Raw genomic sequence first — 14152 nt, 5'->3', positions numbered from 1 at the left:
AACCCTCGCGGGGCGGCGCACGTTTTCCGGACATCCCTCTTCGGACGCGTACGTGGACATCAGGACGGCCCCATGAGCGAGTTGGTCCCCGGGGGCAATGTGCCCCTCCCGGGCGGCGCCGTGGCCGTCCGGGTGCCCGGCCCGTTCGACGTGTCAGCCCTCATCACGGACGACGCCGGCAAGGTCCGCGGCGACGGCGACTTCGTGTTCTACAACCAGCCCGCCGCCCCGGGCGCCCGGCTGCACGGCGACACGCTGACCGTCGACCCCGCGCGGCTGCGGCCGGGCGCCACCCGGGTCACGGTCGTCATCAGCCCCGCCGACCCCGGCACCGCCCTCGGCGGCCTCCCCTCACCGACCCTGCACGTCACCGGAGCGGGCGGCCGCGCGCTGGCCCGGTTCGCCCCACCGCGCCCCCGGCAGGAGACCGTGCTGCTGCTCGCCGAGCTGTACCGCCGCGGCGGCGACTGGAAGCTGCGGGCCCTGGGCCAGGGGTACGCCGACGGACTGGCGGGCCTGGCGCGCGACTTCGGGGTGGACATCGCGGAGGACGCGCCCACCGGGTCGGGCCCGGGCTTCGGGGTGAACACGGCGGGGAGTACGCCCACCGGACCGGGCCCGGGCTTCGGGGCGAACACTGCGCAGAGCACGCCCACCGGCCCGGCATTCGGGGCAAGCACCGCGGCGAACGCACCCACCGGCCCGGACTTCCGGGCGAACACCGTGGCGAACCCGCCCGCCAGCCCCGGCCCCGGCCCCGGCCCCGGCATGGTCATCCCGGAGGGCGCGCCCTCCGACCCGCACGGCTTCGCCCCTCTCGTCAACGCCGCCCGTGCCTCGGCCGGTGCCCCGCCCGTCGCCCTGGACGCCCGCCTCAGCTCCGCCGCGCGTGACCACGCCGTCGCCATGGCGGCGCGGAACCGCCTGGACGGTGCGGATCTCCACCAGCGCGTCACCGCGACCGGATACGCGTATGTGACCGTCGGGGAGCACCTGGTCTCCGGCCCGCGCTCGCCCGCCGAGTTCGTCGAGTACTGCCTGGGCTCCGACCGGTCCCGGCGCACCCTGCTCGACCCGGCCTTCACCCACGCCGGGTTCGCATGCGCCCCCGCCCGTTCCGGGGACGTCTACTGGACGGCGCTCTGGGCCCGCCCCTTCACCCCGGCGGAGCTGGCCAGGACCGCCACCCGGGTCGTGGAACTCACCAACCGGGCGCGTGCCGGGGCCGGTCTCCCGCCGCTCGCCGTCGACCCGTTGCTCACCGCCGCCGCGCAGGCGCACAGCGCCGACATGGTCGCGCGGGCCTTCTACTCCCACACCTCCCCCGACGGCAGCCGGCCCTGGGACCGGGCGGCCGCGGCGGGCTCCCGGCGGCGCTCGATCGGCGAGAACATCGCCTGCGGCCAGCGCTCCCCCGCTGAGGTCGTCCAGGGCTGGATGAACAGCCCCGGCCATCGCGCCAACATCCTCAAGCGCGACTTCACGCACATCGGCGTCGGCTTCGCGGGCGGCGGCGAAGCGGGCACGTACTGGACCCAGCTCTTCGGCGGCTGAGGCAGGTTGCCGCACGAACTAGGCGGAGGGACACCGTCCGCGACACGATGCCCTCATGAAGGGTGATCTGTTTTCCAGCGAGCACATGGTCCAGCCCGCCACCGCGCCGGGTATGACCGTCGAGAACTCCAAATGCATCAGATACGCGGTGAGCGGCGAGATGCTGGCCCGCCAGGGCGCGATGATCGCCTACCGCGGCAACCTCCAGTTCGAGCGCAAGGGCCAGGGCGTGGGTGGCATGCTCAAGCGCGCGGTCACCGGGGAAGGGCTGCCGCTGATGGCGGTGCGCGGACAGGGCGAGGCGTGGTTCGCGCACGAGGCGCAGAACTGCTTCGTCGTCGAGCTCGCCCCCGGCGACGAGTTCACCGTCAACGGCCGTAACGTCCTGTGCTTCGACGCCTCGCTGTCGTACCGGATCGCCACCGTGAAGGGGGCCGGCATCAGCGGCGGCGGACTGTTCAACAGCGTGTTCACCGGCCAGGGCCGGCTGGGCCTGGCCTGCGAGGGCAATCCTCTGGTGATCCCGGTGTCGGCGCAGTACCCGGTCTACGTCGACACGGACGCGGTGGTCGGCTGGAGCGCCGGGCTCGCGACCTCGCTGCACCGCTCCCAGTCCATCGGTTCGATGCTGCGCGGCGGCTCCGGGGAGGCCGTGCAGCTGGTGCTGAGCGGTGAGGGCTTCGTGGTCGTACGGCCGAGTGAGGCGACGCCGCAGAAGCCTCAGCAGCACTGACGGTCCGTGAGGTGATCTGCGCCTCACGGGCAACCCGGTCGGCTCCGTCCACGTCTTGATCGGCAACAGATGACACCGCCCTGGCCCCTCGGGGGCCGGGGCCGGTTTCCGACGCCCTATACACGCCATGTATACGTTCAATGTAGAGATGCTGTGTATACGGACCGAGAGGGATCCATGTACGGCAAGGCATTCGCCCCGGAGTACCAGGGCACCCTGACCACCCTGTCCGTGAACTCCTCGCTCACCGACGTCCTGGCCGCCGGCACCGAGGAGCTGCGGGCCGCCGAGCGGGCCGGGAGGCACCGCGAGGCGGCCCGCTCCGGGCTCGCCGTCGCCGAGGCACATCGGCGCCTCGGCCGGATCGGCGAGGCGGACCGGGCCTGGAAGGCCAGCTACCGGTCCGCCCGCCGGGCCGGGGACACCGCGGCGATGGCCTGGGCGCTGTGGAGCGGCGGCACCCTGGCCCGGCAGCGCGGGGAGTTCGCGCTGGCCCGGCGGCTGCTCCAGCTCGCCGCCGACCTCGGTGAGCGCGGCGGGGACGTCGTGGTGCGCGGTTACTCCCTGGCCGGCCTCGCCGAGACCGGCCGTATCCAGGGCGACTACGAGGCCGTGACGCGGCTGCACGAGCAGTTGCTGGCCGAGGCCCGCCGTCGCGGCGAGGCCCGGCACACGGTGTGGGCGCTGGAAGGCATCGCGCAGATCCACCGCAATACCGGCGCCTACGACACGGCGTACGCCCTGTTCGAGGAGGCGGCCGGGATCGCCGCCCGCGCCGACGACCGGCGCGGGCACGCCTGGGCGCTGCGCGGGCTCGCCGACATCGTCTCGGTGCGCGACAAGGACACCGGGCGGGCCCTGGCGCTGCTGTCCGAGGCGGAGACCATCTGCCGGGCCATGAAGCTCTCCGGCGCGCTCGCCTACAACCACAAGATGCGCGGCAACGTCCTGTACCGCGCGGGCCGTTACGCCGAGGCCCGCGGCCTGTACGAGCAGGCGCTCGCCGGGTTCCGCGCCATGAGCGAACCGCGCGGGGAGGCCCTGGCCCGGCTGGGCCTGGTCAAGTCCAGGGCCCGACTGGGCCGGGACAGCGCCGAGACCGAGGCCGAACTGGCGGAACTGGCCCGGACCTTGGACCGGATCGGCCTGAAGCACGCCCGGGAGATGGTGGCCCGGGCGCAGGAGGAGCTGGGTGCGGAGGCCGGACGGTGACGGCGCTTCCCTCCGCGGCTCCCCTTTCCGGCGTTCACGTGCTGGACCGCTGCCGGGAGTTGGTCCGCCCGGCACTGGTCGAGGCCGTGGGGCGGCTGCATCCCTGGGTCGGCGAGATGGCCGCCTACTCCTTCGGCTGGTGCGAGGTGGGCGGCCCCCCGGTCGCCACCGCCGGCGGCAAGGGGGTGCGCCAGGCACTGGCGGTGCTCGGCGCGGAGGCCGCGGGCGGCCCCGCCGAGGCCGGGACGACCGCCGCGGTGGCCGTGGAACTGGTGCACGCCTTCTCCCTGCTGCACGACGACATCATGGACGGCGACCAGGACCGCCGCCGGCGCCCCACCGTGTGGAAGGCGTACGGCACCGGCCCTGCCGTCCTCGCGGGCGACGCGCTGTTCGCGCTGGCCGTCGGGACGCTCGCCGCGGCGCCCGGGGGCGGCGGCGCCGTACGGCTGCTGTCGGGGGCGCTCGGCGACCTGGTGCGCGGGCAGGCCGACGACCTGCTGTTCGCGACCCGGCCGTGGACGGGGCCGGAGCGGGTGCGGCCGGAGGAGTACCGGGCGATGGCCGAGTACAAGACGGGCGCCCTGCTGGGCTGCGCCGCCGCTCTGGGGGCCGCGCTGGGCGGCGCCCCGCCGGGGACGGTCGCCGCGCTGGACCGGGCCGGGCGCGACCTCGGGGTGGCCTTCCAGATCGTCGACGACGTCCTCGGCATCTGGGGCGATCCCACGGTCACCGGCAAGCCCGTCCACGGCGATCTGCGGGAACGCAAGAAGACGTTCCCGGTGCTGGCCGCCCTCGGCACACCCGCGGCCGGACGGCTGGCCGAACTCCTGGAAGCGGGGGAGGACTTCGGCCGCGCGGCAGAGCTGATCGAGGAGGCGGGCGGCCGGTCGGCGGCGCTCGGCGAGGCGCGGCGCCGGATCGCCGTCGCCGAGGCCGCCCTGGACGCCGTACCCCTGGAGGCCAGTGCGGCCGGGGAGTTGGTGGCGCTGCTGGACTTCCTGGTGCGCCGCGACCTGTGACACGGGTGTTCGAGGCACCGGATGAACAAACGGGAATCGGCGCATCTCGCTCGGCGAATCCTTGAACACACCCCGTCACGCCCGCCGTACCTGTGGAAAAGGTGAGAGCCAGGGGTTCAGCGAGGGATGACCATGGTCAAGGCACACGTCTCCACACCCGTGTCGATCGCCGGGAGGTTCCGGCTCGTCGAGGTCGTCAGCCGGGAGACCAACTACGTCTGCTGGTACGGGGAGGACATCGCGGTGGAGCGGCCGGTCCTGGTCACCCAGGTCGGGCTGCCGGACGTCCCGGACGGGGAGGAGGCGCGCCGGATCATCGCGCGGGTCCTGCACACCTGCGAGCGGATGGCGCTGCTGCTGCCCCACCGGGTCGCCGAAGTCGTGGACGTGGTCGAGGAGTCGGGGACGCTGTGGGTGGTCACCCGGTGGATCGACGGCGTGCCGTTGAGCGAACTGCTCGTCCAGCAGGGCACGTTGAACTATGTCCGGGCCGCGCGCATCGGCCTGGGGCTGCTCGACGTGCTGGAGACGGCGCACGGACAGGGCCTCACGCACGGCGAACTCAGCCCCGCCCAGGTGTTCGTGCGCGACGACGGGTCCCTCGTGGTCGCCGGGTTCGGGCTGGCCGGGGCCACCCTCGCGCCCCGGCTGGCGGCGCCCGCCTACGCCTCCCCCGAGCAGGCACGGAACGAGCCGATCGGGCCGGCCACCGACCTGTGGACGCTGGGTGCCCTGCTCTACACGATGGTTGAAGGGCGCCCGCCGTTCCGTGACCGGGGCCGGCCGGAGGCCACGCTGAAGGGCGTGGACCGCCTCCCGCTGCGCACTCCGGTGCGCGCGGGGCCGCTCACCCAGGCCGTGCAGGGGCTGTTGCGCAAGGACGCCGTGGAGCGGCTGCCCCGCCCGGTGGTCCGGGAGGCCTTCGTCCGCGTGCTGGACGAGGAGACCGCGGCGGCCGTGCCGAGCCCGCGGCTGCGCGGGCGGTACGCGCACGGTCCGGGCCGGAGCAACCGCTCCGTGCTCGCGGGGACCGCCGTGGCCGTGGTCACCGTCGCGGTCGCCGTGCTCGCGGTCACCGACCGGCTGCCCGGCGGCTCCGACGCCCCCGCCGCCGGGCCGAAGCCGAGCCCGACCCCGTCCGCCTCCGCCTCCCCCAGCCCCTCCGCCACGCCGCCGCCCGCTCCCACGGAGGCGCCCTTCCGCCGCTACGACTCCCCCGAGGGCTTCTCCGTCACGCTCCCCGAGGACTGGCGGCCGCTGAGCACCGACCGGGTCTCGGACCTGGCGTACCGCGTGGTGCTCGGCGCGGACGGCGACGCGCGCACGCTCACCGTCACCTACAGCGAGCGGGTGGGCCCCGACCCGGTGGCCGTCTGGCGGGACGTGGAGCCCGGCCTGCGGCAGGCCGGCGGGTACCGCAGGCTCGGCGAGATCCGGCCGACGACGTACCGGGGCCGGGAGGCCGCCGAGATGGAGTGGCTCGCCGGGGCCGAGGGCACCCGGGTGCGCACCCTCGGCCGGGGTTTCCTGCTCGGCGGCGGTCGCGGCTACTCGCTGCGGTGGACGGCGCCCGCGGCCGACTGGGACGACCCCGGCAACCGCGAGGGCCTGGCCACCGCGCTGCGCACCTTCCGGGAGCCCTCAGGCTGACCGGCGCGGCGCGCCCATCCTGAGCAGGCGCCGGGGGTGCAGGGGCTGGGTGCGCCAGCGGGCTGTGCAGGTGCGGTCCGGCAGCGAGCAGGTCACGGCGAGCCGGTGGGGCGTCTCCAGGAAGATCACCTCCACCTCCAGCGTGCCGGCGTCGGTCCAGCCGCCGCTCACGGCGGTGGGGACCGGCTCCTCGGCGATGCTCCAGCCGCTGTCTGCGAGCCGGAGTTCCAGCCGCTCGCCGTCCTCGACGAGCGTCAGCCGGTGTCCGTCCGCGGTCGCGGTGACCTCGGCGGAGATCCAGTCCGAGTCGAAGGCGACCGAGGTCCACCCCTGCGGCGCGGGTGTGCCCACGGCCGGGGGCAGCGCGAGCCCGGCCAGCCGCTGGGCCAGGGCCGCGTCCGCGGCTTCCCGGCCGGACAGCGGCCCGGGACGGAACGCGGGCAGCAGATGCGTCCAGACCATGTCGAGCAGCTTCTGCATGGCCACGGTGGCCGCGGTCGTCGCGATCACCGCGTCCTGCTCGGGCAGGACCAGACAGAACTGGCCGTACGCGCCGTCCCCGCGGTAGCCGTGCCGTGACATCCAGAACTGCAGGCCGTACCCCTGCCGCCAGTCCTCGCCGCCCATCGGCCCGTCGTCGTTCGCCGTGTGCGGGCGGGTGGCCTCGGCGACCCAGGACTCGGGCAGCACCCGCCGCCCGTCCCATATCCCGCCGCCCAGATACAGCTGCCCCAGCCGCAGGATCGCGTCGGTGGTGGCGTGCAGCCCGCTGAAGCCCAGGTCGCGGCCCGCCCGGTCGCGCAGCCACGCCACCTCTCCGATGCCGATCCGGTCGAACAGCCGGGGCCGCAGATAGTCGGTGAGCGACTGCCCGGTGAGGCGCTGGACGATCGTGGCGAGCGTGTAGGTGGTGGGCTGGTTGTACGCGAACACCGTCCCCGGATCCCGGTCCGGCGGGATCCGCAGGAACCCCCGTACCAGCTCGTCGGGGTCCAGCGCGCGGGCCCGGTCCAGGGTCTCGGCCTCGTGGCCGCTGGCCATCGACGCCACGTGCCGCACGAGCATCGCCCGGCTGCGCGGGTCGGTGATGTCGGCGTCGAACTCGGGGAAGTACGAGAGCACCGGAGTGTCGAGGTCGAGCAGCCCCTCGGCGACGGCGAACCCGGCGGCGGTGGACGTGAAGCTCTTGCTGAGCGAGTACAGCAGGTGCGGCCGCTCGGCGGTGTACGGCGCCCACCAGCCGGAGGCGACGAGGCTGCCGTGCCGCATGATCATGAGGCTGTGCGGCTCGATCTCGGGGTCGGTTTCGAGTGCGTCGAGGAAGGCGTGCACACCGGAGGCGTCCACGCCCTGGGAGGCGGGCGGGCCGGCGGGAAGTGCGCGAGTCGTCATGACGGGATCATTACCCACCGGTCCGTTTTCCCGTACCCCGGTCGGGGACTCGGGCCGTATGGTGCAAATCGGATACACGATGATGACCGAGCAGGCCGGCCCGCGTGACCTCGTCGACCACGTGGTGCGCGCCGAAGAGGCCGGCTTCGATTTCTCGGTGACCTCGGACCACTACTTTCCGTGGCTGCGCTCGCAGGGTCACTCGCCGTACGCGTGGGCCGTGCTCGGCGCGGCCGCCCAGGCGACCCGGCGGATTCCGCTGATGACCTATGTGACGTGTCCGTCCTTCCGCTACCACCCGGCGGTGGTGGCGCAGAAGGCGGCCACCATGCAGCTGCTGTCCGAGGGCCGCTTCCGCCTCGGACTGGGCTCCGGGGAGAACCTCAACGAGCATGTGGTGGGCGGCGGCTGGCCGTCGGTCGATGTGCGGCACGAGATGCTGGAGGAGGCGATCGACATCATCCGGGCGCTGTTCGACGGCGGCCATGTCACGCATCACGGCACCCACTACGACGTGGACTCGGCCCGGCTGTGGGACCTGCCCGACCAGCCGACGCCGATCGGGGTCGCCGTCTCCGGGGAGCAGTCGTGCGCGCTGGCCGGCCGGGTCGCGGACCTGGTGATCGCCACGGAACCGAAGGCGGGTCTGCTGGACGCCTTCGACCGGCACGGCGGACAGGGCAAGCCGAGGGTCGGCCAGCTGCCGGTCTGCTACGACCCCGACCGGGACACCGCGGTCAAGCGCGCCCATGCCCAGTTCCGCTGGTTCGGCAACGGCTGGAAGGTCAACGCGGAGCTGCCGCACCCGGATTCCTTCGAGTCGGCCACCCAGTTCGTCACCCCGGACGACGTCGCCGCGTCCATCCCGTGCGGGGACGACCCGGACGCCTTCGTCGAGGCCGTACGGCCGTACGCGGAGGCCGGGTTCAGCGAGATCGCCCTCGTGCAGATCGGCGGCGAGTCGCAGCCCGCCTACCTGGACTGGTCGGAGAAGACCCTGCTGCCCGCGCTGCGTGACGCCTTCGGATGACACACCCAGGGGTCCGGCAAACCGTCGTATGCAGGCGCATATAGGCTTCCGCTGCGCTTGTGCGCGTCCGTGTTCCCGCCGTGACCCAGGAGAGTCCTCCGTGACCCTAGCGTTCGCCCCGTCCGAGCCCTCCCCCGCGCCGCTGTCCGACCTCGTCGCGCGGGACGCGCGTGAGTTCGGGGCGTACGCCCGCACCGGCGGGTGGGCCTTCGGCCTGATGGTGGCGCGTAGCGTGCGCCCCGGCGGCCAGAGCGCGGACGAGACGCCGAAGGTGTCGGCGAAGGAGTTCGCCGAGCTCGCCGGCTGCTCGCCCGAGCGGGTCATGCGCTACTACAAGGCCTGGGACCGGGCCGCCGACGACGGTCTGGTCCCGCACTTCGAGGCGCTCCGGCCGGGCGCGGAGGTGGAGCTGCCGGACGCCGACGTGTGGCTGACCTACTACGTCTCGCGCACCAGCGCCGCCTCCGAGCGCGGCACCGCCATCGCCCAGGCCGCCGAGGAGGAGGGCATCCGGCCCACGAAGGCGCTGGAGGTCGCGGAGAACCCCACCGCGCTGCGTGCCGCGATCCTCGCCGACCCCTCCACCGCCCGCGCCGCCCGTGGCGCGCTGCTCGACCGCATCAAGGAGGACCCGGAGCTCCAGGCCGAGCTGGCCCGGGACGTGGTGCGTACCGACGACCTGAAGAAGGCCGTCGCCAGCGAGAGCCGGGCCGCCGACCGGATCGGCTACGTCCGCCAGATCGCGGAGTCCGGGCTGGTCAAAACGCCCGCCGGGCAGACCATCGACGCGCCCGTCGATCTGCGCCAGGAGGCCGAGCGGCACCTGTCCCTGCTCGACGAGTTGGACGAGGACGAGGACACCGGGGAGTGGGCCACCGAGGCCTACGACACGATGAAGACCCTCGTCGCCGAGACCGTGGAGGCGGATCCCGAGCTCCGCGTCCAGGAGCGGCGGACGAAGTTCTACAGCAGCCTGCAGCGGGCGACGAAGGTGTTCGAGGAGCTCACCTTCGACGATGTGCAGGAGTTCGTCGAGGACGACATGGTGCAGCAGTTGGAGGAGCTGCAGCATGCCATCGCCTCGTGCATCGCCACCCTGCGTGGCGCCAAGGGCACCGGCGGCCCCGGCGGTCAGTCGTTGGACGTGTAGCGGTGCCGTACCCACCACGGCAGGACGAACCAGCACAGGAGGTACCACAGCACCACGCCGGCGACCAGCCACGGGACGAAGCCGTCGTGGGTGGCGACCCGCAGGATCAGCAGCAGGGACGACGTGGTGGTGGCCAGCAGCAGCACCAGGCCGACGGAGGTCAGCCGGGACGCCCACTGCACCGCCCGGGATTTGATGCGCCGACCGGAGACCAGCCGGTGCAGGGACACCGGTCCTATCAGGGCGCCGGTGGCGGTGGCGCCCAGGATGACGGTCACGATGTAGATGGTCTGCTCGGTGTCGCCCAGGTCCGCGTAGGTCGGGGTGAATACGACGGTGAGCAGGAATCCGAAGAGGATCTGCACCCCCATCTGGGCCACCCGGATCTCCTGAATGAGCTCCGTCCACATGCGGTCGGCCCGCTCGTCCTCGGTCTCGTCGCGGCCGGAACGTCTCTCTGCTGCCTGCTCCATGAACTCCGTGTGACCCCGAGGTTGATCCTTCAAACGGTCACCAGCGGTTCTCGACCTGCTCCTTGATCCGGCGGTCGTACAGGTCACGGATCGCGGCGAGGGTCGCCTCCGGCAGCTCCGGGAGCTCGGCCGCGGCGGCGTTGGCGCGGGCCTGCTCGGGCGAGCGGGCGCCGGGGATCACCGTGGTCACGCCGGGCTGCTGGACGATCCAGCGCAGAGCGAGCTGGGCGGGGGTGTACCCCTGCGGGGCGAGGGCGGAGAACTCGGCGGCGGCCTCGACGCCGGTCGTGTAGTCGACGCCGGAGAAGGTCTCGCCGACATCGAAGGACTCGCCGTGCCGGTTGTAGGTGCGGTGGTCGTTCTCGGGGAAGACGGTGTCCTTGGTGTACTTGCCGGACAGCAGGCCGGAGGCGAGCGGGACGCGGGCGATGATGCCGACGCCCGCCTCCTGGGCGGCCGGAAGAACCGCGCGCAGGGGCTTCATGCGGAAGGCGTTGAGGATGATCTGCACGCTCGCCACGCCGGGCCGGGCGATCGCGGTGAGCGCCTCCTCGCAGGTCTCCACGCTGACGCCGTAGGCGGCGATGCGCTCCTCGGCGACAAGGGTGTCGAGGGCGTCGAACACCTCGTCCGAGGAGTAGACGGAGGTCGGCGGGCAGTGCAGCTGCACCAGGTCGATGCGGTCGATGCCGAGGTTGCGGCGCGAACGGTCGCTCCAGGCGCGGAAGTTGTCCAGGACGTAGTTCTCCGGGAGCTGGTCGACCCGGCGGCCCATCTTGGTGGCGACCATGACGTGCAGGTCGGGCCGGCTGCGCAGGAAGGTCGCGATGGTCTCCTCGCTGCGGCCGTCGCCGTAGACGTCGGCGGTGTCGAAGAAGGTCACCCCCGCCTCGGCGGCCGCCTCCAGGACCGCGAGGGCTTCCTTGTCGTCCACGTCGCCCCAGTCGGCACCCAGTTGCCAGGTGCCGAGGCCGATGACGGATGCGTGCTGCTGAGACCTGCCGAATGTGCGCTCGTCCATGGCGTCAGTCTGTCACCCGCCCCGCGCGCTTTCCGCGCGGGGCGGGCGCCGATCGGGCTACTCGCGCGAGGTCAGCGTCCTGGCATGGACCGTGCGGGCGACCTTGGGGCCCAGCCAGCGCTTGAACCGGCGCAGCGCCTCGAGCTGTCCGGCCGCCTTGTCCAGGCGGTAGTAGAGCTGGGGCGGGACGTACGGCAGCAGGGGTGAGTGGCGCTGCCCGAGGAGGGCGAACATGTGCTCGGGGGGCAGGTGGATGTAGCGGGGCAGGTTCTCGTACCACTGGGCGCTGTAGCGGGCCGCGCTCTGCAAGGGGAGCAGGGCCTGCTTGCGCTCCTCTTCGTAGCGGGCCAGGGCGCGCGGCAGGTCGGTGTGCTCGCGCAGGGCGCCGGCCAGGGCGAGGGCGTCCTCCAGGGCGAGGGTGGTGCCGGCGCCGATGGAGTAGTGGGTGGTGTGGGCGGCGTCGCCGAGCAGGACGAGGTTGTCGCGGTGCCAGGTGCGGTTGGTGAGGGTACGGAAGTTCAGCCAGGGGGAGCTACCGTCGGCCGGGGAGCGGCCGATCAGGGTGTGGCCGTCGAGGGTGTCGGCGAACAGCTTCTCCAGCAGGGCGAGGCTCTCCGCCTCGTCGGCGCGGTCGAGGCCGAGCCCGGTGAAGGTGTCGGGGGCGCATTCGACGACGCAGGTGCTGCGGTCGGGGCCGAAGCGGTAGCCGTAGGCCCAGATCCAGCCGTGGTCGGTCTCCACGAAGGCGAAGGTGAAGGCGTCGAAGACCTTGGTGGTGCCGAGCCAGATGTAGTGGTTGCGGCCGGGCCGCAGCTCGCTGCCGAAGTGGGCGGCGTGGTGAGTGCGCAGTGCGCTGTGCACTCCGTCGCTCGCGACGACCAGGTCGGCTCCGGGGAGCGGGGCGGCCGGGTCGATCTCGTGCTCGTACTCCAGTCGCACGCCGAGCGAGCGGGCGCGTGCGGCGAGGAGTTCCAGCAGCCGGTGGCGGCCGATGCCGAAGCCCTCGTCGCCCGGCCGACGGGTGGCCAGGTCCCGTACCCGGGCCACCCCTTCGCTCCAGCTGACCGAGTTGTCGGCGATGGCGCGCGCCGACTCGGGGTCATGCGCGTGCAGCCGGTCGAGCAGCCCGCGCCAGTAGGTGACGCCCCAGCCGTAGGTGGAGCCCTCCGCGTTGCGCTCGTGGACGGTGATGTCGTGGGACGGGTCCTGCAGCTTCAGCAGGATCGAGAGGTACAGGCCCGCGGGCCCGCCTCCGACGCAGTCGACCTTCACGCGCACCCCTTGAAATCACTCATTGCGATCATTTAGAGACGGAGAGTAGCAGCGCGGTCGCACCGTGCCCCGCTTCCGGATCGCGTCACTTTCCCTGCGTGACCCACGCCACCGGTGACCCGCCCGTCCGCGAAAGACCACCCGGATCAGGGGCCCCGGGAGAAGGAATTACCCGTTCCGGAGGGCGGTTCCACACCGGAACAGCAAGATCATCTTTGTTCAACCTTGCACGACATGTGGGTAATTGTCCGGATCGCAGCCAACCACTCCCGAGGGATTTCACCGCGTCTCACCTCTCCCGATAGGCATACGGAGTCAACAGCCGAACCACCCCGGGAGATCCGTATGCCGGAACTCAGCCGTCGCCGCGCGCTCACCGCGGCGGCCGCCCTCGCCGCCGCCTCCGGAGCCGCCACGCTCGCCGCCCCCGCCCCCGCCCGGGCCGCCGGCCACCACCCCGGCTCCCCCGCACCCTTCGACGAGGTCTACAAGGGCCGCCGGATACAGGGCCGGGCCCGCTCGGGCGGCGGGCACCACGACCACGGCGCCGGTTACGCCGTGTTCGTCGACGGGGCGGAGCTGCACGTGATGCGCAACGCCGACGGCACCTGGATCAGCGTCGTCAGCCACTACGACCCGGTGACCACCCCGCGTGCCGCGGCGCGGGCCGCGGTGGACGAGCTCCAGGGCGCCGCACTCCTGCCGTTCCCCACGAAGTGACCCGCCCAGTGACCCGCCCAGTGACCCGCCCCTGCAGCTACAGCACTTCCAGGAGCCCTCGCACATGACCGTCCGCAAGAACCAGGCGAACCTGACCGCCGACGAGAAGCGCCGCTTCGTCTCCGCCGTGCTGGAGCTCAAGCGCACCGGCCGCTACGACGAGTTCGTCACCACGCACAACGCCTTCATCATGGCCGACACCGACAGCGGCGAGCGTACGGGGCATCGTTCGCCGTCCTTCCTGCCCTGGCACCGCAGATTCCTGCTCGACTTCGAGCGCGCCCTCCAGGCGGTGGACCCCTCGGTCGCGCTGCCCTACTGGGACTGGACCGCCGACCGCACGGCACGGGCCTCGCTGTGGGCACCGGACTTCCTCGGCGGCACCGGGCGGAGCCTGGACGGCCGCGTGATGGACGGCCCCTTCGCCGCCTCCACCGGCAACTGGCCCATCAACGTCCGGATAGACGGCCGTACCTATCTGCGCCGGGCCCTGGGCGGCGGCGGCCGCCCGCTGCCGACCCGGGCCGAGGTGGACTCCGTGCTGGCGATGCCGACGTACGACATGGCGCCCTGGAACAGCGGCTCGGACGGGTTCCGCAACCATCTGGAGGGATGGCGCGGGGTCAATCTGCACAACCGGGTGCATGTGTGGGTGGGCGGGCAGATGGGCACCGGGGTCTCCCCCAACGACCCGGTGTTCTGGCTGCACCACGCCTACGTGGACCGGCTCTGGGCGGACTGGCAGCGTCGGCACCCCGGCTCCGGCTACCTCCCGGCGGCGGGCACCCCCGATGTGATCGACCTCGGCGACACGATGAAGCCGTGGAACGACGTACGGCCCGCCGACCTGCTGGACCACACGCCGCACTACACCTTCGACGCGGCCTGAGCCGGCGGAACGAGTCGCTCCTTCGGCGGTTTGT

Annotated in this window: 13 protein-coding genes; 9 read left to right on the top strand and 4 right to left on the bottom strand. The window is 72.9% G+C overall.

Annotated elements, in window-relative coordinates:
* The first annotated feature begins 72 nt into the window (after positions 1-72).
* The 5 genes from ACFYW5_RS29980 (at position 73) to ACFYW5_RS29960 (ending at position 6171) form a co-directional block, all read left to right on the top strand.
* Positions 73-1554: a CAP domain-containing protein gene (locus ACFYW5_RS29980; protein ID WP_389420238.1), complete on the top strand. Its 1482-nt coding sequence runs from the start codon at positions 73-75 to the stop codon at positions 1552-1554.
* A 55-nt stretch (positions 1555-1609) separates the two neighbouring features.
* A complete protein-coding gene (locus tag ACFYW5_RS29975) occupies positions 1610-2287 on the top strand; it encodes an AIM24 family protein (protein ID WP_389420237.1) in 678 nt (225 codons plus the stop codon).
* A 177-nt stretch (positions 2288-2464) separates the two neighbouring features.
* Positions 2465-3499 carry a tetratricopeptide repeat protein gene (locus ACFYW5_RS29970; protein WP_389420236.1) on the top strand — a complete coding sequence of 345 codons (1035 nt, stop codon included), beginning with the start codon at positions 2465-2467 and terminating at the stop codon, positions 3497-3499.
* On the top strand, positions 3496-4521 hold the full coding sequence (locus ACFYW5_RS29965) for a polyprenyl synthetase family protein (protein ID WP_389420235.1): 1026 nt from the start codon (positions 3496-3498) through the stop codon (positions 4519-4521). Before ACFYW5_RS29970 ends, ACFYW5_RS29965 begins: the two co-directional genes overlap by 4 nt.
* Positions 4522-4653: 132 nt before the next feature.
* A complete protein-coding gene (locus ACFYW5_RS29960; protein WP_389420234.1) occupies positions 4654-6171 on the top strand; it encodes a serine/threonine-protein kinase in 1518 nt (505 codons plus the stop codon).
* On the opposite strand, the gene ACFYW5_RS29955 is transcribed toward ACFYW5_RS29960, so the two are convergent.
* Positions 6163-7563, bottom strand: coding sequence for a serine hydrolase domain-containing protein (locus ACFYW5_RS29955; RefSeq protein WP_389420233.1), 1401 nt, complete (start codon positions 7561-7563; stop codon positions 6163-6165). The genes ACFYW5_RS29960 and ACFYW5_RS29955 overlap by 9 nt on opposite strands.
* A gap of 58 nt (positions 7564-7621) precedes the next feature.
* Here ACFYW5_RS29955 and ACFYW5_RS29950 point away from each other — a divergent pair, with 58 nt between their 5' ends.
* Together ACFYW5_RS29950 and ACFYW5_RS29945 are read left to right on the top strand one after the other, a co-directional pair.
* Entirely contained in the window at positions 7622-8593 is a 972-nt protein-coding gene (locus ACFYW5_RS29950; protein WP_389420232.1) for an LLM class F420-dependent oxidoreductase, read from the top strand.
* A 100-nt stretch (positions 8594-8693) separates the two neighbouring features.
* On the top strand, positions 8694-9743 hold the full coding sequence (locus ACFYW5_RS29945) for a hypothetical protein (protein ID WP_389420231.1): 1050 nt from the start codon (positions 8694-8696) through the stop codon (positions 9741-9743).
* On the opposite strand, the gene ACFYW5_RS29940 is transcribed toward ACFYW5_RS29945, so the two are convergent.
* Genes ACFYW5_RS29940 through ACFYW5_RS29930 form a run of 3 tightly spaced genes read right to left on the bottom strand, consistent with a single transcriptional unit; the run spans position 9725 to position 12509 of the window.
* Positions 9725-10216, bottom strand: a complete 492-nt coding sequence (locus ACFYW5_RS29940) for a DUF6328 family protein (protein WP_389420230.1) — start codon at positions 10214-10216, stop codon at positions 9725-9727. The genes ACFYW5_RS29945 and ACFYW5_RS29940 overlap by 19 nt on opposite strands.
* 37 nt (positions 10217-10253) lie before the next feature.
* On the bottom strand, positions 10254-11237 hold the full coding sequence (locus ACFYW5_RS29935) for an aldo/keto reductase (RefSeq protein ID WP_389420229.1): 984 nt from the start codon (positions 11235-11237) through the stop codon (positions 10254-10256).
* Between the two features lie 57 nt (positions 11238-11294).
* Positions 11295-12509, bottom strand: a complete 1215-nt coding sequence (locus ACFYW5_RS29930; protein ID WP_389420228.1) for an FAD-dependent monooxygenase — start codon at positions 12507-12509, stop codon at positions 11295-11297.
* Between the two features lie 345 nt (positions 12510-12854).
* Here ACFYW5_RS29930 and ACFYW5_RS29925 point away from each other — a divergent pair, with 345 nt between their 5' ends.
* Together ACFYW5_RS29925 and ACFYW5_RS29920 are read left to right on the top strand one after the other, a co-directional pair.
* Positions 12855-13229 (top strand): tyrosinase cofactor, encoded by a 375-nt coding sequence (locus tag ACFYW5_RS29925; RefSeq protein WP_389420227.1) that lies wholly within the window; start codon positions 12855-12857, stop codon positions 13227-13229.
* Positions 13230-13293: 64 nt separating this feature from the next.
* Positions 13294-14118: a tyrosinase family protein gene (locus ACFYW5_RS29920; protein ID WP_389420226.1), complete on the top strand. Its 825-nt coding sequence runs from the start codon at positions 13294-13296 to the stop codon at positions 14116-14118.
* Positions 14119-14152 lie beyond the last annotated feature (34 nt).

It is taken from the genome of Streptomyces sp. NPDC002779, assembly GCF_042888685.1.
GTDB lineage: Bacteria > Actinomycetota > Actinomycetes > Streptomycetales > Streptomycetaceae > Streptomyces.
This window is presented reverse-complemented; position numbering and strand designations above follow the sequence as displayed.

Excerpts from the sequence above, each read along its gene's own strand:
- ACFYW5_RS29980 (WP_389420238.1), top strand. The coding sequence starts at position 73 with ATGAGCGAGTTGGTCCCCGGGGGCAATGTGCCCCTCCCGGGCGGCGCC.
- ACFYW5_RS29975 (WP_389420237.1), top strand. The coding sequence starts at position 1,610 with ATGAAGGGTGATCTGTTTTCCAGCGAGCACATGGTCCAGCCCGCCACC.
- ACFYW5_RS29970 (WP_389420236.1), top strand. The coding sequence starts at position 2,465 with ATGTACGGCAAGGCATTCGCCCCGGAGTACCAGGGCACCCTGACCACC.
- ACFYW5_RS29960 (WP_389420234.1), top strand. The coding sequence starts at position 4,654 with ATGGTCAAGGCACACGTCTCCACACCCGTGTCGATCGCCGGGAGGTTC.
- ACFYW5_RS29955 (WP_389420233.1), bottom strand. The coding sequence starts at position 7,563 with ATGACGACTCGCGCACTTCCCGCCGGCCCGCCCGCCTCCCAGGGCGTG.
- ACFYW5_RS29950 (WP_389420232.1), top strand. The coding sequence starts at position 7,622 with ATGGTGCAAATCGGATACACGATGATGACCGAGCAGGCCGGCCCGCGT.
- ACFYW5_RS29940 (WP_389420230.1), bottom strand. The coding sequence starts at position 10,216 with ATGGAGCAGGCAGCAGAGAGACGTTCCGGCCGCGACGAGACCGAGGAC.
- ACFYW5_RS29935 (WP_389420229.1), bottom strand. The coding sequence starts at position 11,237 with ATGGACGAGCGCACATTCGGCAGGTCTCAGCAGCACGCATCCGTCATC.
- ACFYW5_RS29925 (WP_389420227.1), top strand. The coding sequence starts at position 12,855 with ATGCCGGAACTCAGCCGTCGCCGCGCGCTCACCGCGGCGGCCGCCCTC.
- ACFYW5_RS29920 (WP_389420226.1), top strand. The coding sequence starts at position 13,294 with ATGACCGTCCGCAAGAACCAGGCGAACCTGACCGCCGACGAGAAGCGC.